A 24,345-nucleotide genomic window follows, 5' to 3' on the forward strand; every position below is an offset into this window, starting at 1 on the left:
TCTCCAGATCAATAGACGGGCGGCGAAACCACCCAGATCACCACAGCCGGTTCCGCTCCAGGATTGCGCCAGCGGAACGGCTTGCCCTCAAAGCGGAAGGAGTCGCCTGCTCCAAGCCGGTGCCAGACGCCGGCGATTTCGATGTCGAAGCTGCCGGACGCGACGTAGCCGGCTTCCTCGGTCGGCCGGCGGGCCTCGGTCTTCAGCTCGGCACCGGGGGCGAAGACCGAACGCAGCATCTCGAAGCTACCGCCGAGATCCGGCGACAGAAGCTCCTCCACCAGGCCGGAATCGCTTGTGCCAAGGGTGCGCCGGTTGCCGGCGCGCACGACCACGCCGCGTTCGGTCTCGACAGGCACGTCATGGCTGAAGAACAGGCTGACCGGCACGCCGAACAATTCGGCGAAGGCCCTGAGATCGCCGAGCGACGGGATCGACAGGCCGCGCTCGACCTGACTGACCCAGCCGACGGAACGGCCGAGCTTCAGCCCGATTTCGGCAAGCGTCAGGCCGCGCGCCTTGCGCAACGCGCGAATGTCGCCGGCCAGCAGCCGTTCGCCGTTATCTTGTTCCGGTGTTGCGGCGGTTGAGGGCAAAGCCATCCCTGTCTCGATGAAAAATTCCCAGCAAATTTCATGTGACCGCAGGTCTGTGAAAAAATCAAGATGATTTTCATGAACCCACAAGATTTACTTGCGCCATTTTGACGGTTCAGGCAAAGGCTCGGCACACGAGCGGCGAGTGGGGCGTCCGGTCGAGGCGGATAGGGCGTCGAGCGTTCATAGAAACTCGCAAGGATGCTCCATCACTTCTAGTCGGCGCATGATCCTTTCCGGAAAAGCCGGGTTCCAGGATTATGCGCAAAGGGACGGCCCATGCTGGAAAACAACTCCCGGATTGCGGCGGCGATCGTCGATGACGCGATCACCTCGCGCCGGTCCGTACGCGCCTTCTTGCCTGACATGGTCGATGACGACACCATCCGCGATATTCTCGCCGTTGCCGCGCGCGCGCCTTCAGGCACCAACATGCAACCCTGGAAGGTCTATGTGACCAAGGGCGAGGTCAAGCAGCGCATCACCGACGCCATTCTCAGTTCGGGCATCCGCGCCGAAAAGGCGGAGTGGGACGAGTACCGCTACTATCCTGACCAGTTCTTCGAACCCTATCTGACGCGACGGCGGGCCAACGGCTTCGGCCTCTACGGCGTGCTCGGCATCGGCCGGCGCGAGGTCGACAGGATGCGTGCGCAACACGACCGCAATTTCGTCTTCTTCGATGCGCCGGTCGGCTTGATCTTCACCGTCGACCGGCGGCTGAACAAGGGGTCGTGGATCGACTACGGCATGTTCCTGCAGAACATCATGGTCGCGGCGCGGGGCAGGGGCCTACACACCTGCCCGCAGGCCGCCTTCGCGCCCTATCACCGGCAGATCAGGCCCGTGCTCGACATTCCCGACGAGGAGATCGTCGTGTGCGGCATGGCGCTCGGCCACGAGGATACGTCCAAGCCTGAAAATGCCTTCCGCACCGATCGCGCGCCGCTGGAAGAGTGGGTGACGTTCGCCGAGTAAGGTGAAGACGCGCCGTCTAGCTACTGCACTTCGTAGCCGACTTCCTCGCTGGCGTGGCAGAGTGCCTTCCAGAACGAGCGTGCGAACGAGCGGAACACATAGATGTCGAACTGATCGGCGCCGGTGCGCTGGATCTGGGCGAAGACGTCGTGATGCATGGTTGAGCGGCCGGCGCCGATCGGGAAGGCCGGCAGCGCGAAGTCGATGGCGAAGAATTTTGCCAGGACCCACTCGGCCTTTGGCCCGGCGATACGGATCGCGGTGCGGCCGTGCGAAAGGTCGGTCACCGTACCGATGGACGGAGTGACGACGTCGGCAAAGGCCGATGCCAATCCCTCGGCCTCATCGACCATTGTGAACTTTCCCGGCGCAAAGCCGAACACCGACCTGACGCCGTCCGTGACACCGCCGCCGGCGCCGTCGGGCAAAGCTAGGCCGGTAACAGTGCGGATGCCGGCCATCAACGCCTTCTCCTGGCCGGGCCAGGCGGCGAGCTGCAGGATCGAACCCGGCCTGGTTTCGGAGAGGATGATTTCGACACCGTGCTCGAAATTGCCATGCGAGCCTGGATGCAGCACCGGCTCAAGCGGTGATTGGCGCTCAACCATGCATGCGGCTCCCGTCCGGATCGAAGAAATGGTTGGAGACGATCTCGACCGGCCCGAACCGGTTGCGCAACGGGTCGGAGACATAAGCGCGCGTGCCGCGCCGCGCCTTGCCGCCCTTGACCAAGGCAAGCGCTATATATTTGCCGAGCGCCGGCGAATAGCAGCAAGCGGTGATGTGACCGAGCGAGCCGTGCGGATTGGCTTCGTCAAGCTCCTCGACGATGTGTGCGCCGCCGTTTAGCGGCTGGTTGTCGAGCGAAACAATACCGACGAGTTCCAGGCGGTCGGGCGCGATCAGCCCCTCGCGATCCATCATCGCCGAACCGATAAACGGCTTCTTCTTCGACAGCATCCAGTCGAGATGCAGGTCGCGCCCCGTGGTACGACCGTCGATCTCGGCGCCGGTGACGTGGCCCTTCTCGATGCGCAGGGTGCCCAGCGCCTCCAGTCCGTAGGTCACCAGCCCGAACGGCTTGCCGGCTTCGATCAGCGCCTCCCAGACATGGGTGCCGTAACCGGCGCCGGAATAGACCTCGAAGGCCATTTCGCCGGAGAAGGACAGCCGGCAGATCATCACCGGCACGCCGGCGATTTCGCCGTGGACGATGCCCATGAAGGGCAGGGCGGCATTGTCGACAGCGGTGCCGCTGACGCAAGCAGCCAATATCTGCCTGGCGTTCGGCCCGCCGATGGCGGCACCGGCCCATTGGTCGGTGACCGAGGTGACGTGGACCTTCAGCTCCGGCCAGATCACGTCGAGAAAATACTCCAGATGCTGCATTACCTTGCCGGCATTGGCGGTGGTGGTGGTCATCAGGAAATCCTGCTCGCCAAGCCGCCAGGTGGTGCCGTCGTCGAAGGCGAGGCCGTCCTCGCGCAGCATTAGCCCATAACGCGCCTTGCCGACGGCCAGCGTCGAAAACATGTTGGTGTAGACGCGGTCGAGGAATTCCGCCGCGTCCGGGCCTTGCACCGCGATCTTGCCCAGTGTCGAGACGTCGACAATGCCGGCGCTCTCGCGCGTGGCTCTCGCCTCGCGCACATAGGCCTGCTCGATCGTTTCACCGGGATGGCCGTAGATCATCGGCCGGTACCAGAGGCCGGCCGAATACATGGTGGCGCCGTTGGCGACGTGCCAGTCATGCATCGGCGTCAGCCGCTCGGGCTTCAGATCGCCGAAGCGTTCGGCGGCAAGCGAGCCGATCGACACCGCCGAAAAAGGCGGACGAAAGCGCGTCGTGCCGACCTGCGGGATCGGCTTGCCCAGCGCCTCGGCCATGATGGCGAGGCCTGGTATGTTGGAACTCTTGCCCTGGTCGGTCGCCATGCCGAGCGTGGTGTAGCGCTTCAGATGCTCGACCGAGACGAAGCCTTCGCGGTGTGCCAGACGCACGTCGTCGGCCGTCACGTCATGCTGGAAGTCGACGAAGCTTTTTCCTGCGGCCTTGATCTCGAACACCGGTGCCGGATCGGGATCGCCAGGTGCTGCCCCGACGGCAGGCAAGGCCGCCGGCGTGGCTGTTGCGCCCGCAGCGGAAAGGCCGGCGGCGCGACCTTCGGCGATCGCCTCGGCGGTGGAGAAACTGCCGGTGAAGGCGCCGGCGCCGATCCATTGCCGTGTTGTCGGTTTCGGCGGCAGGAACGCTTGTAACGCTTCGTTCCATTCCGCTTTGGCTCCGGCCTGGCTGGCCAGATGGATGGTCGGCGACCAGCCGCCCGACATCAGCAGGCAATCGGCGTGGATGCTGCGCGCATCGCCGGAAAGCGCACCACTGGCCATGTCGAAGCGCTGCACCTTGAAGCCGGAAAGCGCCTTGCCGCCCTCGGTGGCTATCACCGCGTGGCCAGAAAAGATCTCGGCTTCGGTCTCGCCGGCCAGCTTGCGCATTTCGCTCGAAAGCTCTGGGCGCGCGTCGACGATGGCGACGACCGCGGCACCGGCCTTCTTCAACGCCAGTGCTGCGCGATAGGCGCTGTCATTGTTGGTGAACAGCGCGACCCTGTGACCCGGCAGCACGCCATATTCATTGGCATAGCGCTCGGCCGCATGCGCCAGCATCACGCCTGGCCGATCATTGCCAGGAAAGACCAAGGGACGCTCCAGGGAGCCGGTGGCCAGCACCACCGATTTGGCGCGGATGGTCCAGTAGCGATGGCGCGGCTCGCCTTTGTCCGGCGTTTCCTTATGGTCGGTGACGCGTTCGATCGCGGCAAGCGTGTTGCCGTCGTAATAGCCCCAGACGGTGGTGCGCGGCAGCAGGCGAACATTGTCATGGCCTTCGAGCTGGCCGGCGGCGCGCGCCGCCCAGTCGGCGGCCGGCATGCCATCGATCGTCTCGCCCGACCAATTGGCCGAGCCGCCGAAATGCGGCTCGAGCTCGGCCAGGATGACGCGTGCACCCTGATCGGCGGCCGCCCTGGCGGCCATCAGCCCGGCCGGGCCGGAACCGACCACCAGCACGTCGCAAAACGCGTTCATGCGTTCGTAGCGCGCCGTATCGGGAGCCGTGCCTGCCTTGCCCAGGCCGGCGGCACGGCGGATGAAATGCTCGCAGAACATCCAGAAGCGCGTGCCCTTCAGCGGACCGACCACGGGTCCCATGAAGGTCTTGTAGTAGAAGCCGGCCGACAAAAGCTTGCCGCCGAGCTGGTTGATGGCATTGACGTCCCAGGCAAGCGAGGGGAAGCGGTTCTGGCTCATTGCGGCCAGCCCGTCATAGATCTCGACCATGGTGGCGGGAATGTTCGGCTCGCGAACCTCGCCCCTCAACACAGTCACGAGCGCGTTTGGCTCCTCGACGCCGGCAGTCAGCACGCCGCGCGGGCGGTGATATTTGAACGAACGCCCAAACAGGGTGACGCCGTTGGCCAGCAGCGCCGAAGCCAGCGTGTCGCCGGCATGGCCGGTATAAGGCGCGCCGTCGAAGGTGAAGCGGATGGTCCGCAGCCGGTCGATGCGGCCGCCGGTCTCGGTACGGCGCGGGCTCATGACTTGTCCTCGGCCCTGTGCCGCGCAACCGAGTTGTGGTCGCCGCGCGCGAAGGCAGTGCTGGAGATCTCGTGCGTCAGCGTGTTGCGCACCACCCTGAGATGGGCGCGGCAGCCGCCGGAATGCTGCCAGATCTCATTGTGGTCGCCGGCGGGGTTCAGCCGGTCGTAGACATAAGCGTTCCAGGCGTCGAGGTTTTGCGACGCGGGCTGTGGGCGCTGGCGATTGCCGTCGCCCTGATAGGTGAATTCGATAACGTCGCGCGGGCCGCAATAGGGGCAGGTGATGAGCATGGATCTCTTAAACTTCTCGTTTGACCATGATCTTGTCCGAAAACCGGTTTCCACTTTTCGCTGACGCGGACCTGCGGTTCGGGATCATGGCCTAATGCAGCCGGGGCGTGGCGCCCTGGCCCTTGTCGTCGATCACCATGCCACGGTAAAAGCGGTCGAGCGTGAAGGCCGCGTTGAGATCGTGCGGCTCGTCCTTGGCAATGGTCCAGGCAAAGCACCAGCCGGAAGCCGGCGTCGCCTTGAAGCCGCCATAGCACCAGCCGCAGTTGAGATACATGCCCGGCAGCGGACCGGTGGTGATGATTGGCGAGCCGTCCATCGACATGTCGCAGACGCCGCCCCATGAGCGCAGCATGCGGACGCGGGCGAGCCCCGGGAACAGCGCCAGCATCTCGCTCATCACCTCATCGACGATCGGCAGACTGCCGCGCTGGGCGTAGCTGTTGTAGCCGTCGAGGTCGCCGCCATAGACAAGGCCGCCCTTGTCCGATTGCGACATATAGAAATGGCCCATGCCGAAGGTCAGGACCGTATCGATAAACGGTTTCAGCGATTCCGTAACGAAGGCCTGCAGCACGTGGCTCTCGATCGGCATTGTCTCGATGCCGGCAAGCCGCATGACCCGCCCGGTGCTGCCGGCCACCGCGACCGCTACCTTTTTAGCGCGGATTTCGCCGCGGGTCGTCGTGACGCCGGTGATGCGGTCGCCGTCGCGCAGGAAGCCGGTGACCTCGCAGTTTTCGACGATGTCGACGCCGCGGCGATCTGCGCCACGCGCATATCCCCAGGCGACCGCATCGTGGCGGGCGGTGCCGGCGCGTCGCTGCATCAGGCCGCCGACGATCGGGAAACGCGCCGTGGCGGAGACGTCCAGCGCCGGCACCAGGCGGGCGATCTCCGCCGTGGTCATCAGTTCCGCGTGGACGCCGAGATGGCGCATGGCGTTGCCGCGCCGGGCATAGTCGTCGAGCTGAGCAGGTGTGTGGGCGAGGTTCAGGCAGCCGCGCTGCGAGAACATGACGTTATAGTTGAGGTCATGCGACAGGTTCTCCCACAGCTTCATCGAATGTTCGTAGAAGCGCGTGTTGGCGGGCAGCAGGTAGTTGGAGCGGACGGCCGTCGTGTTGCGGCCGACATTGCCGGAACCGAGCCAGCCCTTCTCCAGCACCGCGACATTGGTGATGCCGTGCTCCTTGGCGAGATAGTAAGCGGTCGACAGGCCATGGCCGCCGCCGCCGATGACGATGACATTGTAGGACGCCTTCGGGTCGGGCTTGCGCCAGGCCGGCCTCCAGTCCTTGTTTCCGGTCAGCGCGTTCTTGAGAAGCGAAAAGGCCGAATATTCCGCCATTCTTATTGTCATCCATTTCAGGCTTGGCGGCAGACTATAGAGCAGGCGGCCAACGCAAAGCCAAGATTGCGCCATCGCTTTTCGACTCCCCGACTTCGATTGGATATGGCCGACTTCGAAAGCGGGCCGTCAGGGACGGCTTGCCCCAAGATATGTCGGTCTTTATCAAGAGCGGGCCTTTAGAACGCCTTATCGCCCGTGAGTCGCCAGACAATCATGTTTTTCCGACTGCTCCGCTTCGTTCTGGTCCTGATGCTTGTCGCCTCGGCGCCGCTTTCGTTGCGAGCGGTGGCGCAAGGGCTTGGCCAGGCGCCCGCGGGACTGGTCAGTGATCAGCAGAAAATCCTCCAGGACCTGACGACGAAGACCGACAATCTCGAAACGAAGTTCCAGCAGGACGGCGACGATGACGCCAGCCTTGTCGATATTCGGCTGCAGCTGGAAGAAATGTCGCGTGCCTCGCTCAACAGCGCGCTCGCTTTCCGGCCGCGGCTGAGCGAGATCAACAGCCGGCTAGAGCAGCTAGGCCCGCCGCCGGCCGCGGGCCAGCCGGCCGAGCCCGATATCGTGACCGGCGAACGCCAGGCGCTGGCCTCCGAAAAAGCCGAGATCAATGCCGTCATCGCCACGGCGCAAAACCTGTCGATCCGCATCAGCGGGCTGATCGAGAAGATCGGCAATATGCGCAGCGAGCTTTTCCGCAACCAGCTCACCAAGCGCTACGTGCTGTCCGATGCATTGAGCCCGGAGGTCATTTCCGATGCCAACAACGAATTTACCAGTTTCTACAAGGCGGTGTCGTCCTGGCTGAGCTTTGCCTTCAAGTTCAAGTTCCAGGCCGTTCTTGCCGCGGCCTTGATGGCGCTTGCCTTGGCCGCCGTGCTTTTCGTCGGCGGGCGGCGCCTGTTCGGCCGTGTGTTCGAAGCGGACCCCTCGGTGGAGGATCCCTCCTATCTCAGCCGGCTGTCGGTGGCGTTCTGGTCGACATTGCTGCCGACGCTGGCAGTCGGCGTCTTCCTTGCCTCGACCATTTTCTTTTTCAATTATTACAACGTCTTGCGCGGCGATATCGGCATCTTCCTGAATGCGCTGGCTGCCGTTGTCGCGGGTGTGTTCTGCGTCAACCGGCTGACCAATGCGGCGCTTGAGCCGCGACTGCCGAACTGGCGTCTGATCCCTGTCGAAACCGGCCCGGCGCGCTGGCTGGTGCGGCTGACGACGGCCATGGCCGTCGCCATCGGCATCAATTATTTCCTGTCGGTCGTGAACGACAAGATGGGCTCGCCGCTGTCGCTGACCATCGCCAGAAGCTTTGTCGCCACCATCATCGTCGGCGTCATCCTGATCCTGATGGGCCTGCTGAAGCCGTTCAAGGCCGCCGACGGGATCTGGCGGCCGTGGCCGGCGTGGCTGCGTTACACCGCCGTGGCGCTGGGGCTGTTCACCATCGCGTCGGCGCTGTTCGGCTATATCGGCCTTGCCATGTTCGTCTCGGTGCAGGTCGTGATCACCGGCACCATCCTGGTCACCGCCTATATCGGCTTCCTGTCGGCGCGGGCGATCGGCGAGGAAGGCGGCTTCGCCAATAGCTCGATCGGCCGTTGGCTATCCGCCAATTCAAGCTATGAGCCGACCGCGCTCGACCAGCTCGGCCTGGTCGTCAGCGTCGCCATCAACGTGATGATCGTGCTGGTGTTCCTGCCGCTGATCCTGTTGACGTGGGGCTTCCAGCCCGGCGACATCCAGGCTTGGGCCTACAAGCTGGCAACGGGGCTGACCATCGGCTCGGTGACGATCTCGATCACCGGCATCCTCTCAGGCGTCGTTGTCTTCATCATCGGCTATTTCCTGACGCGCTGGTTCCAGGGATGGCTGGACGGCTCGGTGATGGCGCGCGGCCGCGTCGACACCGGCGTGCGCAATTCGATCCGGCTGGCGGTCGGCTATGCCGGCGTCGCCGTCGCGGCACTGGTCGGCATCTCGGCCGCCGGCATCGACCTCTCCAGCCTCGCGCTGGTCGCCGGTGCGCTGTCCCTCGGCATCGGCTTCGGCCTGCAGAATGTCGTCTCGAACTTCGTCTCGGGCCTGATCCTGTTGGCCGAGCGGCCGTTCAAGGTCGGCGACTGGATCGTCGCCGGCGACATCAGCGGCACTGTCAAGAAGATCAGCGTGCGCGCCACCGAGATCGAGACGTTCCAACGGCAATCGGTGATCCTGCCCAATTCAAACCTGATCAACAATGCGGTCGGCAACTGGACGCACCGCAACAAGCTCGGCCGCGTCGACATCAAGGTCGGCGTTGCCTATGGTAGCGACGTCAAGCACGTGCATGGCGTCCTTTTGGAGATCGCACGCAGCCATCCGCTGGTGCTGAAGAACCCGGAACCCTTTGTGCTGTTTTCCAATTTCGGCCCGGCCGCGCTCGAATTCGAGATTCGCGTGTTCCTGGCAGACGTTCTTAGTGGCAATATCGTCCAGAACGACATCCGCTTTGCAATCTTCGATGTGTTCGCCGACCAGCATATCGAAATTCCGTCGGCGCCGCGCGCCGTCGTCGAGACCAAAAAGCACGAGGCGTGGCCGATCGACGACGACAAGATCGAAGTCGAATTCGCCGAGCGAGAGCAAGCAAAAGCACTGGCAGTGGCGGAGGCGAAACGTCTCGCCAAGTCGGGACGCAAGGTGCGGAAGCCTGATCCTGACTAGCTGTTTGGAGCTTGCCTTCAAGCCTTCGGAAACCAATTGCGGCATGAATGCGGCATTCAGTTGCCGTTCAGCTTGCATTGCATATAAGCTCACCTGCAAACGGCGAGAATGCCTTGCAAAATGCAACAGAGGCGGTGGCAACACCGATACTGCAAAATGTGGAAGTCTCTCGTCGCCGCCATCGCTTTTCTGGCCGTGGGCGGTTCGGCCCATGCCGCCAGCGCGGTCAACAAGGACGCTGAGACCCGCACGCTGATCGTGACCGAAGGCGGCGGCAAGACCGAGCTGGCGCTGGCCGCCGGCGAAACCGTGGAATTTTGCCCGAGCGGCTGTTTTGTTACCTTGCCGAATGGCGACCTCGAGGCGCTGACCGGTTCGGAGACCATTGAGATCTCGGGCGGCGTCGCGCGCATCAAGTAAAGTCGACGCCATGATTTTTTGAAGGCCGGGCAAACGCCCGGCCTTTTATTTGCTTCCGGTAATCGGCGATGAAGGTATGCACTTTTCTTCGAAGCTGCGCAGGACGGGCTGTAGCAGCGCCTTCGTACTGAGCAGGGCGAAGGCGTAGGTCTAACTGCATTCGACGGGCTGGTGGCGCGGGCTTTTTTGGCGATGTCGCAAACAGGCTGCAAGCGCGGCGCGGCGCCGCCCTATAGTCTGGCGCAATAGCATCTTGGAGTCGCGGGCAATGGCAGGGTTTCCGGAAAAGGCGAAGGTCGTCATCGTCGGGCTTGGCGGCATCGTCGGCGCATCGGTCGCCCATCACCTGATCGAGCGCGGATGGGACGATATTGTCGGCATCGACAAATCAGGCATCCCGACGGATATCGGCTCGACGGCGCATGCCTCCGACTTCTGCTACACGACCAGCCACGATTTCCTGTCGTGCTGGACGACGCTCTATTCCATCGATTTCTACGAAAAGATGGGCCATTACGCGCGCATCGGCGGCCTCGAGGTCGCCCGCGTCGGCGACGACGCCCGCATGGCGGAGATCAAGCGCAAGATCGCCTCGGCGAAGGCCTTCGGCACACGCGCCCGCCTGATCGATCCCGCCGAGATCAAGGAAAAATTCCCGCTGATCGAAGAACAGATGGTACAGGGCGGCCTGTGGGATCCCGACGCCGGCCTCGTCATCCCGCGCTCGCAGACGGTCGCCGGCAAGCTGGTCGACCAGGCGGAAGCCTCCGGCAAAGTCAGGGCGTTTGCCAATACCTCCGCCAAGTCGCTCGTCATCGAGAACGGCCGCATCAAGGGCGTGGTGACCGACCGCGGCACTATCGAAGCCGACTATGTCGTGGTCTGCACCGGAATCTGGGGACGGCTTATCGCAGAAATGGCGGGCGAGGACCTGCCCGTGATGCCGATCGACCATCCGCTTACCTTCTTCGGGCCGTACACCGAGTTCGCCGGCACCGGCAAGGAGATCGGCTGGCCGCTGCTGCGCGACCAGGGCAACTCGGCTTACATGCGCGATACCGGCGATCCCAAGACGGCCGAAGGCGGGCAGATCGAGTGGGGCTACTACGAAGAGACCAATCCGCGCCTTTGCCATCCGCGCGGCATTCTCGAGAAAAATGAGGCACGGCTTTCGCCGTCGCAGCGCGATCTCGACATGGAGCAGATCATGGCGCCGCTCGAGCGCGCCATGGAACTGACGCCGATCCTGGGCGAGTTGGGCTACAATGAGAGCCATTCCTTCAACGGGCTGTTGCAGGTGACGGCGGACGGCGGCCCGTCGATGGGCGAAAGCCAGAAGGTCAGGGGCCTCTGGTATGCCGTTGCCATCTGGGTCAAGGATGGCCCGGGCATGGGCAAGCTCATCGCCGACTGGATGACGGACGGCCGCACGGCGATCGACCACCACGCCATCGACTATTCGCGCTTCTATCCGCACCAGACGAAAGAGCAGTTCATCTGGGACCGATGCACCGAAACGGCGATGAAGGTCTACAACCCGGCGGTGCATCCGCGCGAACCCTTCTCCAAGGCCCGCAATGTCCGCCGCTCGCCCTTCTGGGAGCGCGAGAAGGAACTCGGCGGCTATTTCATGGAGCTCGGCGGCTGGGAGCGCGCCCATGGCTACGCCGCCAACGAGCATCTGCTCGAGAAATACGGCAACCGGGTGCCGATGCGTCAAAACGAGTGGGACAACCGCCATTTCTGGCGCGTCTCGAACGCCGAGCATCTCGCCATGAGCGAGGATTGCGGCATCGTCAACCTGTCGCATTTCGCCATGTACGACGTCGAAGGCCCCGATCACGTCGCGCTGATGGAATGGCTGTGCGCGGCAAAGATCGGCGGCGACGGCAATATCGGCAAGGGCATCTATACCCATTTCCTCGATGAGGAAGGCATGGTGCGCGCCGACCTGACCGTCATCCGCATGGCCGACCGCTGCCGCGTGATCGACGGCGCCGATGCCGGACCGCGCGACTTCCAGTACATGCGCCGGACGGCAGAAGACAAAGGCTTCGACGTTACCGTCACCGACGTGACCGAGAAGTACGTGACCGTCGGCATCTGGGGTCCGAATGCGCGGGCGGCATTGAGCAAGGTCGTGGAAAATCCCGACGGACTGACGCCGGAGAATTTTCCCTTTGCCGCCATCAAGCCTGTCAGGATCGCCGGCAAGGACGTGACCGCCTTCCGCATCTCCTATGTCGGCGAGCAAGGCTGGGAACTGCATATGCGCTACGAGGACGGCCTGGCCGTCTGGGACGCCCTGCGGTCGACCGGCGTAATGGCCTTTGGCGTCGAGACCTATGCCAACAGCCGCCGCATGGAAAAGAGCCTGCGCCTGCAGAACGCGGATCTCTTGACCGAGTACAATCTGCTGGAGGCTGATCTTGCCCGGCCGAAGGTCAAGGAGGCCGATTTCTGCGGCAAGGCAAAGCATCTGGAATATCGCGCCCGGGCGCATCAGCCGGCCATGCTTTGCACCCTTGTGATGACGGACAATACCGATTCCAACGGCGTTCCCCGCTATCCGGTCGGCACGATGCCGGTGATGGACCCGCAAACCGGCGAGACGCTGGTCGACGAGCTCGGCCGTCGGTCGTTCACGACCTCGGTGGCCTATGGTCCGACCCTCGGCAAGAATATCGCGCTCGCCTACCTGCCCTGGGCTTATTGCCAGGAGAGCCGCAAGTTGAGCGTCGAATATTTCGGCGAGAAATACCCGGTCGAAGTGGCCGCCGTCGGCTACAGGCCGCTCTACGACCCGGAGAACCTCAATCCGCGCAGCTGAACTTAGAGACGTGCTCGCAAAAACGTGACTGGAACAGCCGCGCTCTCGGCCGGGCTTTCCTCTTTGTCGGTCGTCGATTTTAGCTTACCGTGCGGCATGTCTGCTTTTGCCTGTGCAAGACATCTCGTCTCGGGTGCCGCCGCGCTGGCGTCGGTGCTATGGCCGGCGGCAATCTCCCGCGCCGCCGAGCCGGTTGACGTCGAACTGGTGCTGGCAGTCGACGTGTCCTTGTCCATGTCGCCCGACGAGCTCGAAATCCAGCGCCACGGCTATGCGGCGGCGCTGACGCACGACGACGTGCTGCAGGCAATCGGCGACGGCGCTCACGGCAAGATTGCCGTCACCTACGTCGAATGGGCAGGCGCGACCTGGCAGCAGGTCGTTGTGCCGTGGACGGTAATCGCCAACCGTGCCGACGCCGAGCGGCTGGCAGCGCAGCTTTCCGCTCATCCGCCGGCCAGTGCCAGGCGCACCTCCATCTCCGGCGCGCTGGAATTCGCCAGCGATCTGTTCGCCGAAAGCGGCTTCCAGGGCGTCAAGCGGGTGATCGACATTTCGGGCGACGGCCCCAACAACCAGGGCGCACCTGTCGACATCACCCGCGACGCCGTGATCAAGCAGGGCATCACTGTCAACGGCCTGCCGCTGATGACCAAGGGCGGCGGGTTCAGCAGCGCTTACGATGTCAACAATCTCGACCGTTACTACAGCGATTGCGTCATCGGTGGGCCGGGTTCCTTCATGATCCCGGTCAATGACTGGACGCAGTTTCCGGAGGCCATCCGCCGCAAGCTGGTGCTTGAGCTTGCCGGTCCGGCCTCGCCGCAGCGAGCGGCGGAAGAGGCGGCGCATCCGCCATTGGTCTTGGCACAGGACAGCCCCGTCACCGACTGCCTGGTCGGCGAAAAAATGTGGCGCGACCGCAGCTGGATGTACAACACGCGCTAATGGCGAAGTTTGCTGCCGGCGGTGAGATACCGCAGTGCAGCATCGGCTTCATTGACAAGCCTGCGGGCGTCTGTGACACAATTCCGATCCGAACAAAAAAGGGGAACCGACATGAACAGGATCGGAATTCTTGCCACAGGCTTGACGCTTGTCGCTGGGTTGTGCGCGCCGGCGATGGCCGCCACATCGGTCAGCATCGGCATCAGCGGATGGACGGGCTTTGCGCCGCTGACGCTCGCCAAGCAGGCCGGCATCTTCGAAAAGCATGGCCTCGACGTCACCTTGAAGAAGGTGCCGCAAGCCAGCCGGCCGCTCGCCATCGCCAGCGGCGACTTGCAATGCGCCGCCACCACGGTCGAGACCTGGCTGGTCTGGAACGCCAACGGCGTGACGACCAAGCAGATATTCCAGCTCGACAAATCCTACGGCGCCGACGGCATCGTCGCCCGCAACGACATCAAGACCGTTGCCGATCTCAAGGGTAAGTCGGTCGCGTCTTCGGCGCCGGGCACGTCACCCTATTTCATGCTGGCCTGGGTGCTCAACAAGAATGGCATGTCGACCAAGGACGTGACGGTCGTCAATCTGGAGCCGGATGCCGCGGCGCAGGCGTTTCTTGCCGGACAGAACGATGCGGCAGTCACCTATGAGCCGTTCATCTCGGCGGTGCGCGAAAAATCCGAGCAGGGGCATATCCTCGTGACCACTCTCGACTATCCGATGGTGCTCGACACCGTCGGCTGCACGCCGGAGTTCCTCAAGGCCAATCCGGATGCGGCCAAGGCGCTTGCCGACAGCTATTTCGAGGCGCTCGACCTGATCAAGAGCGATCCGGCGAAATCCTATGAGACGATGGGCGCCGACGTGAAGCAGTCGGCCAAGGAGTTCGAAGAGTCGGCCAAATACCTGAAATGGGCCGACAAGGCTGAAAACAAGCAGTTCTTCACCAAGGAGTTCCAGGACTTTTCCAAGACCGCCGGCGAGCTTCTGCTGCAGATGGGCCTGATCAAGGAAGCGCCCGACGTCTCGACATTGGCCGACACCAGCGCCGTCGCCGACTGACCGGCAGGATTGTCGCCCGGCGGCGGTGCCCTGCGCCGCCGCTTTTTCATTCAGATCAAAGGACGGTTGACGATGCCGCGCCCCTTGCATCCGGTCTCGCCCGGCATTCGAACCGTGCTCGGCATCTCGTTCTTCGTGCTGTTCGTGGCGTTCTGGGCGTGGATCACGCTTGGCGGCCACGTCAATCGCATCTTCCTTGCCGATCCGCTTTCGATGCTGAGAGACGGCTGGCGGCTGCTGGTCGAGGACCGCTTCTGGCTCGACATCCTCATCACCATCTGGCGCGTCTTCGGCGGGTTTCTGATGGCAGCCATCGTTGCCGTCCCGCTCGGCATCGTGATGGGCGCCTGGAAGCCCGTGGAGGCGTTCCTGGAGCCGTTCGTCTCCTTCGCCCGCTATCTGCCGGCATCGGCCTTCATCCCGCTGCTCATCCTGTGGGCGGGCGTCGGCGAACTCGAAAAACTGCTGGTGATCTTCGTCGGCTCGGTGTTCCAGATCATTCTGATCATCGCGGTCAAGGTCGGCGGCACACGGCGCGACCTGGTCGAGGCGGCCTACACGCTGGGCTCGTCCGACAACGGCATCGTGCGGCGCGTGATCATGCCGGCCAATGCGCCGGAGATTGCCGAGACCCTGCGCCTGGTGCTCGGCTGGGCCTGGACCTATGTCATCGTCGCCGAGCTGATCGGCTCGTCGTCGGGCATCGGTTACATGATCATCAACAGCCAATCGCGGCTGGCGACGGGGCAGATCATCTTCGGCATCATCGTCATCGGCCTGATTGGGCTGTTGTCCGATTTCGCCTTCAAGGCGCTCAACCGTTGGCTGTTTCCATGGAGCCTGGCGTGAGCAAGCTTCTTATTGAAGGCGTCTCGCGCACGTTTGCCGGTGTCGGCGGCGGGCAACCGGTCCAGGCGCTGATGCCGATCGATCTGGCGGTCGCCGCCAACGACTTCATCACCATCCTCGGGCCGTCCGGCTGTGGAAAATCGACGCTGCTCAGGATCGTCGCCGGCCTCGAAGCGCCGAGTGAGGGCCGCGTGTTGCTCGACGGCAAGGCGGTGGACCGGCCGGGTCCAGACCGTGGCATGGTTTTCCAGTCCTATACGCTGTTCCCGTGGCTGACGGTCGCCGAGAACATCGCCTTCGGCCTGCGCGAACGTGGAATGGCCGAGCGCGAGCGCAGCGACATCGTCGCGTCCTATGTCGATCTGGTCGGTCTGAAAGGTTTTGAGAACCATTGGCCGAAGCAGCTTTCCGGCGGCATGCAGCAACGCACGGCGATTGCCCGGGCACTGGCCAACGATCCGGAGATCCTGCTGCTCGACGAGCCGTTCGGCGCACTCGACAACCAGACCCGCGGGCTGATGCAGGAACTGCTTCTCGGCATCTGGGAGCGCCGGCAAAAGACGGTGCTGTTCGTCACCCACGACATCGAGGAGGCGATCTTCATGGCGTCGCGCGTGGTGGTGATGACGGCGCGGCCCGGCCGCATCAAGTCGGACGTTGCCGTCGACCTGCCGCATCCGCGCCACTATACGCTGAAGACCAGCCCGGAGTTTTCGGCACTGAAGGCGCGGCTGACGGAAGACATCCGCGTCGAGGCAATGCGCACGGCCGAAGCGCATTAACTCAGTGGACTTTCTTCAGCTGATGGCTCGGATCAAGCCGCCAGAAGCTGCTTGCGGTCGACGCGTTCTTGTTGCGGCGAGCGGGCATAGAGTTCGCGATAGCATTTGGAGAAATGCGAGGCGGAAACAAAGCCGCAGGCGACTGCCACTTCGACCACCGGCAACGACGACTGGATCAGCAGGTGCCGGGCGCGGTCGAGGCGGATTTCCAGATAGTAACGGGCAGGGGAGCGCCCCATCTCGGTGCGGAACAGGCGCTCGATCTGCCGGCGCGACAGGTCGACATGGTCAGCGATCTCGATCAGCGAGAGCGGCTCGGAGAGATTGGCCTCCATCAGCTCGATAATGGTCAGAACCTTGGAATTCTGCACGCCGAGACGGGCGCGTAGCGGCAGGCGCTGGCGGTCGGTCGGGCTGCGCACGCGATCGGTCAGCACCTGCTCGCAGACGCGGTTGACGAGGCTCTCGTCGAAATCGTCGCCGATCAGCTTCAGCATCATGTCGAGCGCGGCGGTGCCGCCGGCGCAGGTGTAGATGTTCTGGTCGATCTCGAAGAGGTCGGCGAAGACATTGGCCTTGGGGAACGCCTCGGAAAAGCCCGGCAGGTTCTCCCAATGGATGGCGCAGCGCTTGTTGGACAGCAGGCCGGCGGCGGCCAGGATATGCGCGCCGGTGCACAGGCCACCGACGGCAACGCCGCGATTGTACTCCTCGCGCAGCCAGGCAAAGGCCGATTTGTTCTGGTAGCGCTCGACATTGATGCCGCTGCAGACGATGGCCATGTTCGGCCGGTCCGGTCCGGACATTTTCTTGCGCTCTTCCTCCAGCGAGGTGTTGACGGCGCATTCGACGCCATTCGAGGCGCGCACCGGCTTGCCGTCGATGCTGGCGAGCCGCCAGCGATAGGCTTCATAGCCGAGCATGCGGTTGGCCGAACGCAACGGATCAAGCGCCGTCGCGAAGGCGATCATGGTGAAATCGGGGATCAGGAAGAATACAAACGATCGCCGGATCGGGTGCTTTACGACGTTCACGGGTAGATCCTCACGCTGCAATGGCGCGAACAGGATGTCGCGATCAGCATAGCGACATCAGGAAAAACGTTTCCTGTCAATTGGCTAGATGGCAACGGAAAGACTTTATTTGCGACATGGGTCGCAAATGGGCAATCGCTATGCGGCGAAGGGCACAACGTGCCGCCGGATTGTCCAAACGAGCCGAACAGTCTGCGCACACGAAAACGCCGCCTCGGCAAAGCCGAAGCGGCGCTGGATCGACTTCGAAGCAGCGCTAGGCTGCTTCTGCCAAGATTTGCTGTTTCAGGCGACAAAGCCGAGGCGCGCGGCGGCCATGGCACCGGTCTGGCCAGGCATGGTGTTAGCCAGGCGCTGGCGCTCGAGCGCGGTCGTCAGGTTCATTTCGCGGCGGGCAAAGAGGCGGGCAAAAAGCTTCATGATCATCTCCATTCGGTTGCTCAGACGGGTCGCCTTCGCTTGATGGAGTGGGGCAGCTCGTTTGTTGATGATGATATAGGCTTAGGTGAGGGGAAACTAAATCGCAAAAGCGAAGCACTTGATATGAAAAGCGACACGGAATGCGACAAATTTGGGCATTCTGCCCAGGATTTACGATTATTTACAACGTGTTGATTGCCGGCGCGGGCTGCTATGCGACTTGCTCATATGCGTCATGCGGCGGCGACATGGCTCGGGGAAATCATTTGAATACAAACAAAAAGGCCTGCCGGGCTGATCTGCGCGGCAGGCCTTCAGCTGTTGATACACACGGTTACTTTGCTCCGGCCCAAGATCCCACACCATGGCGAGTGCCAGTCTTGGCATCGGCAGCTTCGGGCCAGCCGATATCCTTCTGCAGTTCAATCGGCAGCGCGCGGATGGCGCGTTCCGTCTGGTAGCGGGCACGGGCCTCGCTGAACTCGGTCGCGATCCGACCGATGGATGACAGGATAGACATCTCATTCTCCTTCGCGTTGGGCCGGGATTGTCCCGGCGCTTGCAGCGTCAGGCGGTACACCGGGTTTGTTTCAGCTTCATTTCGTGTCGATTGCAGGTCCGTGTCATGGTTGTTTCGGGACCACTTCTACGTGTCTTGCCTTCGATGGAGTTGACTATCCTCCCAAACTGATGTTCAATCAAACGAAATGGAATGATGGTTTGCATCAGAAAAATTGAAGGTCGCTCCCCATGAACGCCCCACTCAATCATCCACTGCCGCTGCTCGATCTCGATGTTCTGCGCACTTTCGTCGCAATCGCCGAGACCGGCAGTTTCACCACTGCGGCCAATGCGGTCTTCCGCACGCCGTCGGCCGTCTCCATGCAGATCAAGAAGCTGGAGGACATTCTCGGCCGCTCGGTGTTCGCGCGCGACGCCCGTTCGGTGACGCTGACCACCGATGGCGAGATGCTGCTCGGCTATGCGCGCCGGCTGCTGTCGATCAATCGCGAGGTGGTGTCGAAGTTCATCATTCCAGACATTGTCGGGGTGGTGCGGCTCGGCTCGCCGGACGATTACGGCGAACGTGTGCTGCCGCATGTGCTGAAGCGGTTCGCACAATCGCATCCATCGATCGCAGTCGACGTCACCATCGACCAGAGCGTCAATTTGCGCCGGCGCATGGACGACCGGGCGCTCGACATCACGCTGCTCACCAACTCCTACAAGACCAGCGCGATCGGCGCCGAAGTGCTGCTCACAGAGCCGATCGTCTGGGCCGGTGCCAAGGGCGGTTGCGCGCATCTGCGCGAGCCGCTGCCGGTCTCATTGTGGGAAGAGGGCTGTGCCTGGCGGGCAGGGGCATTGGAGGCGCTTGGCCGCGAGGGCCGCAACTACCGCATCGCCTATATGAGCGCACACACGGCCGGCCAGCGCGCCGCGATCATGGCGGATCTTGCAGTCGCGCCGCTGCCGAAATCGTTCCTCGGCAGTGACATGGTCGAGTTGTGCCCGAAGGACGGTATGCCTGACATCGGCACCTACAATCTCGCCATGGTGGTGACGCCAGACGCCAGCGCGCCGGTGAAGGCAGTCGCCGACCATATCCGCGCGACGTTTGAGATGTTCAGGGAAACTGGGAAGTTCTGACCCAAACTACGACCTGAGCGGCGCAACCAGATCGCGAGGGGTTCCGTCGCGGTCTGTCCTCTGCAGCGACAACACGCCTGCCGTGGCATGATAACTGTCAGTTTCGTTGGTCAAGAAGGCCACTATACTGTCCCGCGCGCGTCGCGCCTCCGGCATGTCGATCAACGGCCAGACATGGAACATGCCTTGCTCGTGGACGACCTCAATTTCGACGCCGGCCGCGCGTGCCTTTTCAGCGAAGATCAGATTGTCGGGGGTGAGCAGATCGCGTGAACCGGTCAGCAGCAACGTTTTGGGCAGCACCGACAGGTCGCCGTAAACCGGGCTGATGCGCCAGTCGGTGGGATCTATACCGGCGCTGTAAAGCCGGATCGCCTCGCGGCCGCCAGCAATGCCCAGCCACGGATCGTTGCGTTCAGCCTCATACATTTCTGGGTTGGCGAGCGACACGTCGAGGCCGGGCGAAATCAGCACGTGGCGTGATGGCAAGGGCAGGCCGTCTTGCGCAGCCATCATGGTCAGCACGACGGCCATGTTTCCGCCGGCGGAATCGCCCATGAAGATGATGTCATTCGCCCCGGTTTCGCCGAACATCTGGCGGTAGACGGCGCCGACCATGCCGAACATGGCGTGGAAATCGTGTTCGGGAGCAATGGGATAGATCGGCACAGTGATGCCGAACCCGAGACGGTCGGCCATGTCCGCGATCAGCCGCCAATGATAGGGTGTGATTTCAAAGACGTAAGCGCCGCCGTGCAGGTAGAGAATCCGCCTCCGCTCGCCAGCCTTGGGCGCGATCTCGTAGACGGGGAAGCCGCTGATCGTGCGGGTTGTGATCTCCAGGCGCGACTGCAGCGACGCAGGCGGCTGATGGTTTTCAGTCTTGCGCGCATAGGCGATCCAGCGCTGCAGGTTCTCCGGGCTGGAAAACGCCTTCTTGCGGCTGTACCTGAGGACGAACGACACGACGTGGCTTTTGAGGCTGGGCATACAGATACACGGACTTCGGCTGAGCCGACTAAGAGAACCCCCGACTATTTCGAAGATTGTGTCGCCACCAAAAAAGTCAAGATTTATGCGATCTCAACACGGTGGTTTGATCCCGGCCGGCGACAAAGTGTCCGGCCTATGGAGTCCCTGGCCCAGCGGCGCAGCTCAACGCCGGGGCAGTAATGCGGCGCGCAGCCAATTGCTGGGTGCAGCCGGAGCCGCATTGCGGCCCCGGCGAATACCGAGCAGCTTGCATTTGTCGGTGAATTTCATCCGCGCTGCATGCCCCAGCCGACCGAAAGCTGCTTTTTGCTCGATCGCGGCGACACCGGCCAGCCAATGTCCTTCTGGATCTCAGGCGGCAGGCTGTTCAGGATGCGCAGTGACTTGCGCGCTTCGCGTGCTTTCTTGAAGGCCGCACCATAGCGGCCGAGGCTTTCGAACATCGACATCTTGATCTCCTTTGGAGCGTTGCGGTGGCCGGAAACTGGTTCTGCCTGCCGTTCGATGCCGGTTAAATGCACCGCCTATGTATCTGGCGGATTTCACGAAAACGCGATTTCGTTTCCAGATCGGCGCGATCTGGAAACATTTGCATACAAATGAAAATGGAAGGTATGACAGGCCTAGCGGGGGCGAGTCATCCCCGCCCGCGCCGCGCGGCGTGGCCTTCGCGCGAACGCCGCCGCGGGGCGGCGTCGCCGGCAATGCCGTCTTCGCTCACCGTCTTGCGCGGCGGCAGTTTGACCGCCGCCGAAAGCTTGGGGAACGGGTCGATCTTGTTCGGCAGCGCCATGGCGTAGACGAAATGCTCCTGGAATTTCGGCTCCAGGGCCGTCTCAATCTTCTCGATCCTGCTGACGGTTTCCTCGATCTCGCGGCGATAGCCGCGGTTCAACAGCGCCATGCGGGCACCGGCGCCGGCCGCATTGCCAACGGCCGAGACCTTGTCGAGGTCGCAATCCGGGATCAGGCCCAGCACCATTGCGTATTTCGGGTCGATGAACGAGCCGAATGCACCGGCGAAGTGGATGCGGTCGACATGATCAGTGTGCTGCTTTTCCATCAAAAGCTTGGTGCCGGCATAAAGGGCGGCCTTGGCAAGCTGGATAGCGCGCACGTCGGTCTGGGTGATGGTGATCTTGGGCCCGCCTTCCTTCAGCACATAGGAGAAGGTGCGGCCGTTGGCGACGACGCGCGGCGAGCGGGCGCTCAGCGATCCGTCGACGACACCGTCCTCGGAGATGACGCCGGCGAGATACATCTCGGCGACTACCTCGATGATGCCGGAGCCGCAGATGCCGGTGACGCCGGTCGCCTGCACGCTGTCGAGGAAGCCCGGCTCGTCGGACCAGAGTTCCGAGCCGATGACGCGATATTTGGGCTCCAGCGTTTCGGGATCGATACGGACGCGCTCGATGGCACCCGGTGCGGCGCGCTGGCCGCCGGAGATTTCCGCGCCCTCAAAGGCCGGGCCGGTCGGCGAGGATGCCGCCACGACCCGCTGGCGATTGCCGAGCACGATCTCGGCATTAGTGCCGACATCGACGATCAGCATCATTTCGTCCTGGCGGTGCGGCCCCTCCGACAGCGTCACCGCCGCCGCATCGGCGCCGACATGGCCGGCAATGCAAGGCAGCATATAAAGCCTGGCGCCCTGGTTGAGCTTCAGGCCGATATCCGATGCCTTGATGTGGACGGCGCCGGAGATCGCTAGCGCGAAGGGAGCGCCGCCGAGCTCGGTCGGATCGATGCCGAGGAACAGATGGTGCATGATCGGATTACCGACGAAAATGGAATCCAGTATGTCGTTGCGCTGGACGCTGCCTTCGGCGCAGACCTTGTCGACGAGGCCCGAAATGGCCTCGCGCACGGCGACTGTCATGCCTTCGCGGCCGTCCGGGTTCATCATCACGTAAGAGACGCGGCTCATCAGATCCTCGCCGAAGCGGATCTGCGGATTGGATGTACCCGACGAGGCGGCGACGCGGCCCGATAGCAACGACACCAGATGCATGGCGATCGTGGTCGAGCCGATATCGCAGGCAAGCCCGTACGCCTCGTTCTTGAGGCCTGGCCACAAGGCGATGACCCGTGCGGTCTCGCTGTCGGTGTCCTTGTGGATGGCGGCGGTCGCTGCCCAGTTGCCTTTGCGCAAAATGCCTTGCACCTGCGGCAACAGATGGAAATCGAAATCGAGGCTCTTGAGGCCCCAGTCCTTCATCAGCGCGATTTTCAGGCGGTCGAGGTCGCCGAGCGGCTTGTGCATGTCGGGTTCTTCGATCTCGACATAGCACATGCGGATTGCCGCATCGCGGGCGATGACCCTGGTGTCGGCGTCTTTGCGGATGGTTTGCGCGTTGATGACGGTGTCCTGCGGCACGTCGACGACGAGATCGCCGAGAATCTGCGCCGAGCAGGACAGGCGGCGGCGTTCGGGCAGCCCACGAACGCGCTCGTAGCGCTCTTCCTTTGCGCCCTTGGGCGAGATGTGGTCGTTGGAGGAAACGATCTTGTGCTTGGCGAAATTGCCTTCCTGCACCTCAATCTGGCAACGCCCACAAGTGGCACGCCCGCCGCACACGCTCTCGACATAGACACCGAGCTGGCGCGCGGCATCCAGCACCGGCGTGCCGACCGGAAACCGCCCCCGCTTGCCAGACGGCATGAACAGCACGAGCGGATCGGTGATGTTGACGGGAGAGTTCATACGTTCCAGACTTTACTTTCTACGCTGCTCAGGTCTTGGCCGCGGCAGCGATGCCGCAGTGTTTCGGTTCCTCCCCAGTCCTAAGCCCCATATCGTGTCGGCCAAGCCATGGCTCAACCCCGGGCCATCCGCGCTTCGCGGCCGCCGCGCCTGCGTCCGCCATTGCCATTGCCATCGCCCGGCGCGTTGACCTGCGTCCGGGCGGCAACGGCCTGGCCGCCTTCGGCAGGCTTGTAATCCTTGTAGGTCCTGATCCAGTTGGTGCAGTTCTCATCGGTGCCGTTCAGCACATTGGCGCCACGCACCGCTTCCATTTCCTGCGGCCGCACCGGGTTCATGATCGCCGAGGTCATGCCGGCGCCGATCACCATCGGAATGAAGGCGGCGTTGATGCCATGACGGTGCGGCAGGCCGAACGAGATGTTAGAGAGGCCGCAGGTGGTGTTGACCTTGAGCTCCTCGCGCAGGCGGCGTAGCAGTGCAAACACCTGGCGGCCGGCATCGCCCAACGCGCCGATCGGCATGACCAGCGGGTCGACGACCACGTCATGCGCCGGAATACCGAAGTCTGCGCAGCGCTGAACGATCTTCTTGGCGACGGCAAAGCGCACGTCGGGGTCCATCGAAATACCGGTCTCGTCGTTGGAAATGGCGACGACCGGAACGTTGTATTTCTTGACCAGAGGCAGGATGGCCTCGAGCTTTTCCTCCTCGCCAGTGACGGAGTTGACCAGCGGTCGGCCCTTGGCGACTTTCAGCGCCGCTTCGATCGCCGCGGTCACCGAGGAGTCGATCGACAGCGGCAGGTCGACCAGGCCCTGCACGATCTCCAGGGTCTGCACCAGCAGGCCGGGTTCGGTCTCGTTCGGGTTGACCGAGGTGACGCCGGCATTGACGTCGAGCATGGTTGCGCCGCAGGCGGCCTGTTCCAGCGCATCCCTGATGACGGTCTCAAAATTGCCCGCGATCATTTCGGCGGCCAGCTTTTTGCGGCCGGTCGGGTTGATGCGCTCGCCGATCACGCAGAAGGGCTGATCGAAGCCGATGATGATTTCTCGTGTCGCCGAGGCGACGATGGTCCGGGTCATGAAATCTCTCCATCGTGATATAAAGAGTTCTTTATATCGTT

Annotated in this window: 21 protein-coding genes; 9 read left to right on the forward strand and 12 right to left on the reverse strand. The window is 62.9% G+C overall.

Annotated features, from left to right (window positions below; all coding sequences use genetic code 11):
• Window positions 1-8: 8 nt before the first annotated feature.
• Entirely contained in the window at window positions 9-602 is a 594-nt protein-coding gene (locus NKH71_RS02375) for a helix-turn-helix domain-containing protein (RefSeq protein ID WP_352791108.1), read from the reverse strand.
• A 273-nt stretch (window positions 603-875) separates the two neighbouring features.
• On the opposite strand from NKH71_RS02375, the gene NKH71_RS02380 reads away from it, so the two are divergent.
• Entirely contained in the window at window positions 876-1,574 is a 699-nt protein-coding gene (locus tag NKH71_RS02380) for a nitroreductase (RefSeq protein WP_023719914.1), read from the forward strand.
• A gap of 20 nt (window positions 1,575-1,594) precedes the next feature.
• Here NKH71_RS02380 and NKH71_RS02385 read toward each other — a convergent pair whose 3' ends face one another.
• From NKH71_RS02385 to NKH71_RS02400, 4 genes are all read right to left on the reverse strand, one after another.
• Window positions 1,595-2,182 (reverse strand): sarcosine oxidase subunit gamma, encoded by a 588-nt coding sequence (locus tag NKH71_RS02385; protein ID WP_023719915.1) that lies wholly within the window; start codon window positions 2,180-2,182, stop codon window positions 1,595-1,597.
• Window positions 2,175-5,171: a sarcosine oxidase subunit alpha gene (locus NKH71_RS02390; protein WP_023719916.1), complete on the reverse strand. Its 2,997-nt coding sequence runs from the start codon at window positions 5,169-5,171 to the stop codon at window positions 2,175-2,177. Before NKH71_RS02390 ends, NKH71_RS02385 begins: the two co-directional genes overlap by 8 nt.
• On the reverse strand, window positions 5,168-5,464 hold the full coding sequence (locus tag NKH71_RS02395) for a sarcosine oxidase subunit delta (RefSeq protein WP_023719917.1): 297 nt from the start codon (window positions 5,462-5,464) through the stop codon (window positions 5,168-5,170). The genes NKH71_RS02390 and NKH71_RS02395 overlap by 4 nt, the downstream gene beginning before the upstream one ends.
• A gap of 91 nt (window positions 5,465-5,555) precedes the next feature.
• Entirely contained in the window at window positions 5,556-6,815 is a 1,260-nt protein-coding gene (locus NKH71_RS02400) for a sarcosine oxidase subunit beta (RefSeq protein WP_352894230.1), read from the reverse strand.
• 216 nt (window positions 6,816-7,031) lie between these two features.
• Here NKH71_RS02400 and NKH71_RS02405 point away from each other — a divergent pair, with 216 nt between their 5' ends.
• From NKH71_RS02405 to NKH71_RS02435, 7 genes are all read left to right on the forward strand, one after another.
• Window positions 7,032-9,521: a mechanosensitive ion channel family protein gene (locus tag NKH71_RS02405; protein ID WP_352484517.1), complete on the forward strand. Its 2,490-nt coding sequence runs from the start codon at window positions 7,032-7,034 to the stop codon at window positions 9,519-9,521.
• Between the two features lie 156 nt (window positions 9,522-9,677).
• Window positions 9,678-9,941 (forward strand): hypothetical protein, encoded by a 264-nt coding sequence (locus NKH71_RS02410; RefSeq protein ID WP_023676533.1) that lies wholly within the window; start codon window positions 9,678-9,680, stop codon window positions 9,939-9,941.
• A gap of 268 nt (window positions 9,942-10,209) precedes the next feature.
• A complete protein-coding gene (locus tag NKH71_RS02415) occupies window positions 10,210-12,771 on the forward strand; it encodes a GcvT family protein (RefSeq protein WP_352791110.1) in 2,562 nt (853 codons plus the stop codon).
• A 96-nt stretch (window positions 12,772-12,867) separates the two neighbouring features.
• Complete coding sequence (locus NKH71_RS02420; RefSeq protein ID WP_023719921.1) at window positions 12,868-13,719, forward strand: DUF1194 domain-containing protein; 852 nt, start codon at window positions 12,868-12,870, stop codon at window positions 13,717-13,719.
• 111 nt (window positions 13,720-13,830) lie between these two features.
• Window positions 13,831-14,781: an ABC transporter substrate-binding protein gene (locus NKH71_RS02425; RefSeq protein ID WP_023719922.1), complete on the forward strand. Its 951-nt coding sequence runs from the start codon at window positions 13,831-13,833 to the stop codon at window positions 14,779-14,781.
• A gap of 72 nt (window positions 14,782-14,853) precedes the next feature.
• Window positions 14,854-15,630 carry an ABC transporter permease gene (locus NKH71_RS02430; protein ID WP_352484520.1) on the forward strand — a complete coding sequence of 259 codons (777 nt, stop codon included), beginning with the start codon at window positions 14,854-14,856 and terminating at the stop codon, window positions 15,628-15,630.
• On the forward strand, window positions 15,627-16,412 hold the full coding sequence (locus NKH71_RS02435) for an ABC transporter ATP-binding protein (RefSeq protein WP_352791112.1): 786 nt from the start codon (window positions 15,627-15,629) through the stop codon (window positions 16,410-16,412). The genes NKH71_RS02430 and NKH71_RS02435 overlap by 4 nt, the downstream gene beginning before the upstream one ends.
• A 32-nt stretch (window positions 16,413-16,444) precedes the next feature.
• Here NKH71_RS02435 and NKH71_RS02440 read toward each other — a convergent pair whose 3' ends face one another.
• From NKH71_RS02440 to NKH71_RS02450, 3 genes are all read right to left on the reverse strand, one after another.
• Window positions 16,445-17,383, reverse strand: coding sequence for a GlxA family transcriptional regulator (locus NKH71_RS02440; protein ID WP_302895626.1), 939 nt, complete (start codon window positions 17,381-17,383; stop codon window positions 16,445-16,447).
• A gap of 348 nt (window positions 17,384-17,731) precedes the next feature.
• Window positions 17,732-17,878, reverse strand: coding sequence for a hypothetical protein (locus NKH71_RS02445; protein ID WP_198030510.1), 147 nt, complete (start codon window positions 17,876-17,878; stop codon window positions 17,732-17,734).
• 322 nt (window positions 17,879-18,200) lie between these two features.
• Complete coding sequence (locus NKH71_RS02450) at window positions 18,201-18,386, reverse strand: hypothetical protein (RefSeq protein ID WP_023719925.1); 186 nt, start codon at window positions 18,384-18,386, stop codon at window positions 18,201-18,203.
• A gap of 230 nt (window positions 18,387-18,616) precedes the next feature.
• On the opposite strand from NKH71_RS02450, the gene NKH71_RS02455 reads away from it, so the two are divergent.
• Window positions 18,617-19,516: a LysR substrate-binding domain-containing protein gene (locus NKH71_RS02455; RefSeq protein WP_023676521.1), complete on the forward strand. Its 900-nt coding sequence runs from the start codon at window positions 18,617-18,619 to the stop codon at window positions 19,514-19,516.
• Window positions 19,517-19,522: 6 nt separating this feature from the next.
• Here the strand turns inward: NKH71_RS02455 and NKH71_RS02460 are convergent, their stop codons facing one another.
• The 4 genes from NKH71_RS02460 to NKH71_RS02475 all read right to left on the reverse strand — a co-directional run bounded on the left by NKH71_RS02460 (window position 19,523) and on the right by NKH71_RS02475 (window position 24,304).
• Window positions 19,523-20,506, reverse strand: coding sequence for an alpha/beta hydrolase (locus NKH71_RS02460; RefSeq protein ID WP_023719926.1), 984 nt, complete (start codon window positions 20,504-20,506; stop codon window positions 19,523-19,525).
• 269 nt (window positions 20,507-20,775) lie between these two features.
• Window positions 20,776-20,958: a hypothetical protein gene (locus NKH71_RS02465; RefSeq protein WP_023719927.1), complete on the reverse strand. Its 183-nt coding sequence runs from the start codon at window positions 20,956-20,958 to the stop codon at window positions 20,776-20,778.
• 188 nt (window positions 20,959-21,146) lie between these two features.
• On the reverse strand, window positions 21,147-23,216 hold the full coding sequence (locus NKH71_RS02470; RefSeq protein ID WP_023719928.1) for an ASKHA domain-containing protein: 2,070 nt from the start codon (window positions 23,214-23,216) through the stop codon (window positions 21,147-21,149).
• 113 nt (window positions 23,217-23,329) lie between these two features.
• The gene (locus NKH71_RS02475; RefSeq protein ID WP_023719929.1) at window positions 23,330-24,304 is read right to left on the reverse strand and encodes a methyltetrahydrofolate cobalamin methyltransferase; all 975 of its coding nucleotides are present in this window, start codon (window positions 24,302-24,304) and stop codon (window positions 23,330-23,332) included.
• Window positions 24,305-24,345 lie beyond the last annotated feature (41 nt).

Source organism: Mesorhizobium sp. M0983, from assembly GCF_040318975.1.
GTDB lineage: Bacteria > Pseudomonadota > Alphaproteobacteria > Rhizobiales > Rhizobiaceae > Mesorhizobium.

Coding starts and splice junctions, on each gene's coding strand:
- NKH71_RS02415 (WP_352791110.1), top strand. CDS start 10,210: ATGGCAGGGTTTCCGGAAAAGGCGAAGGTCGTCATCGTCGGGCTTGGC.
- NKH71_RS02420 (WP_023719921.1), top strand. CDS start 12,868: ATGTCTGCTTTTGCCTGTGCAAGACATCTCGTCTCGGGTGCCGCCGCG.
- NKH71_RS02425 (WP_023719922.1), top strand. CDS start 13,831: ATGAACAGGATCGGAATTCTTGCCACAGGCTTGACGCTTGTCGCTGGG.
- NKH71_RS02430 (WP_352484520.1), top strand. CDS start 14,854: ATGCCGCGCCCCTTGCATCCGGTCTCGCCCGGCATTCGAACCGTGCTC.
- NKH71_RS02410 (WP_023676533.1), top strand. CDS start 9,678: ATGTGGAAGTCTCTCGTCGCCGCCATCGCTTTTCTGGCCGTGGGCGGT.
- NKH71_RS02460 (WP_023719926.1), bottom strand. CDS start 20,506: ATGCCCAGCCTCAAAAGCCACGTCGTGTCGTTCGTCCTCAGGTACAGC.
- NKH71_RS02390 (WP_023719916.1), bottom strand. CDS start 5,171: ATGAGCCCGCGCCGTACCGAGACCGGCGGCCGCATCGACCGGCTGCGG.
- NKH71_RS02475 (WP_023719929.1), bottom strand. CDS start 24,304: ATGACCCGGACCATCGTCGCCTCGGCGACACGAGAAATCATCATCGGC.
- NKH71_RS02395 (WP_023719917.1), bottom strand. CDS start 5,464: ATGCTCATCACCTGCCCCTATTGCGGCCCGCGCGACGTTATCGAATTC.
- NKH71_RS02450 (WP_023719925.1), bottom strand. CDS start 18,386: ATGTCTATCCTGTCATCCATCGGTCGGATCGCGACCGAGTTCAGCGAG.
- NKH71_RS02470 (WP_023719928.1), bottom strand. CDS start 23,216: ATGAACTCTCCCGTCAACATCACCGATCCGCTCGTGCTGTTCATGCCG.
- NKH71_RS02400 (WP_352894230.1), bottom strand. CDS start 6,815: ATGGCGGAATATTCGGCCTTTTCGCTTCTCAAGAACGCGCTGACCGGA.
- NKH71_RS02440 (WP_302895626.1), bottom strand. CDS start 17,383: ATGATCGCCTTCGCGACGGCGCTTGATCCGTTGCGTTCGGCCAACCGC.
- NKH71_RS02455 (WP_023676521.1), top strand. CDS start 18,617: ATGAACGCCCCACTCAATCATCCACTGCCGCTGCTCGATCTCGATGTT.
- NKH71_RS02405 (WP_352484517.1), top strand. CDS start 7,032: ATGTTTTTCCGACTGCTCCGCTTCGTTCTGGTCCTGATGCTTGTCGCC.
- NKH71_RS02380 (WP_023719914.1), top strand. CDS start 876: ATGCTGGAAAACAACTCCCGGATTGCGGCGGCGATCGTCGATGACGCG.
- NKH71_RS02465 (WP_023719927.1), bottom strand. CDS start 20,958: ATGTCGATGTTCGAAAGCCTCGGCCGCTATGGTGCGGCCTTCAAGAAA.
- NKH71_RS02445 (WP_198030510.1), bottom strand. CDS start 17,878: ATGGAGATGATCATGAAGCTTTTTGCCCGCCTCTTTGCCCGCCGCGAA.
- NKH71_RS02375 (WP_352791108.1), bottom strand. CDS start 602: ATGGCTTTGCCCTCAACCGCCGCAACACCGGAACAAGATAACGGCGAA.
- NKH71_RS02385 (WP_023719915.1), bottom strand. CDS start 2,182: ATGGTTGAGCGCCAATCACCGCTTGAGCCGGTGCTGCATCCAGGCTCG.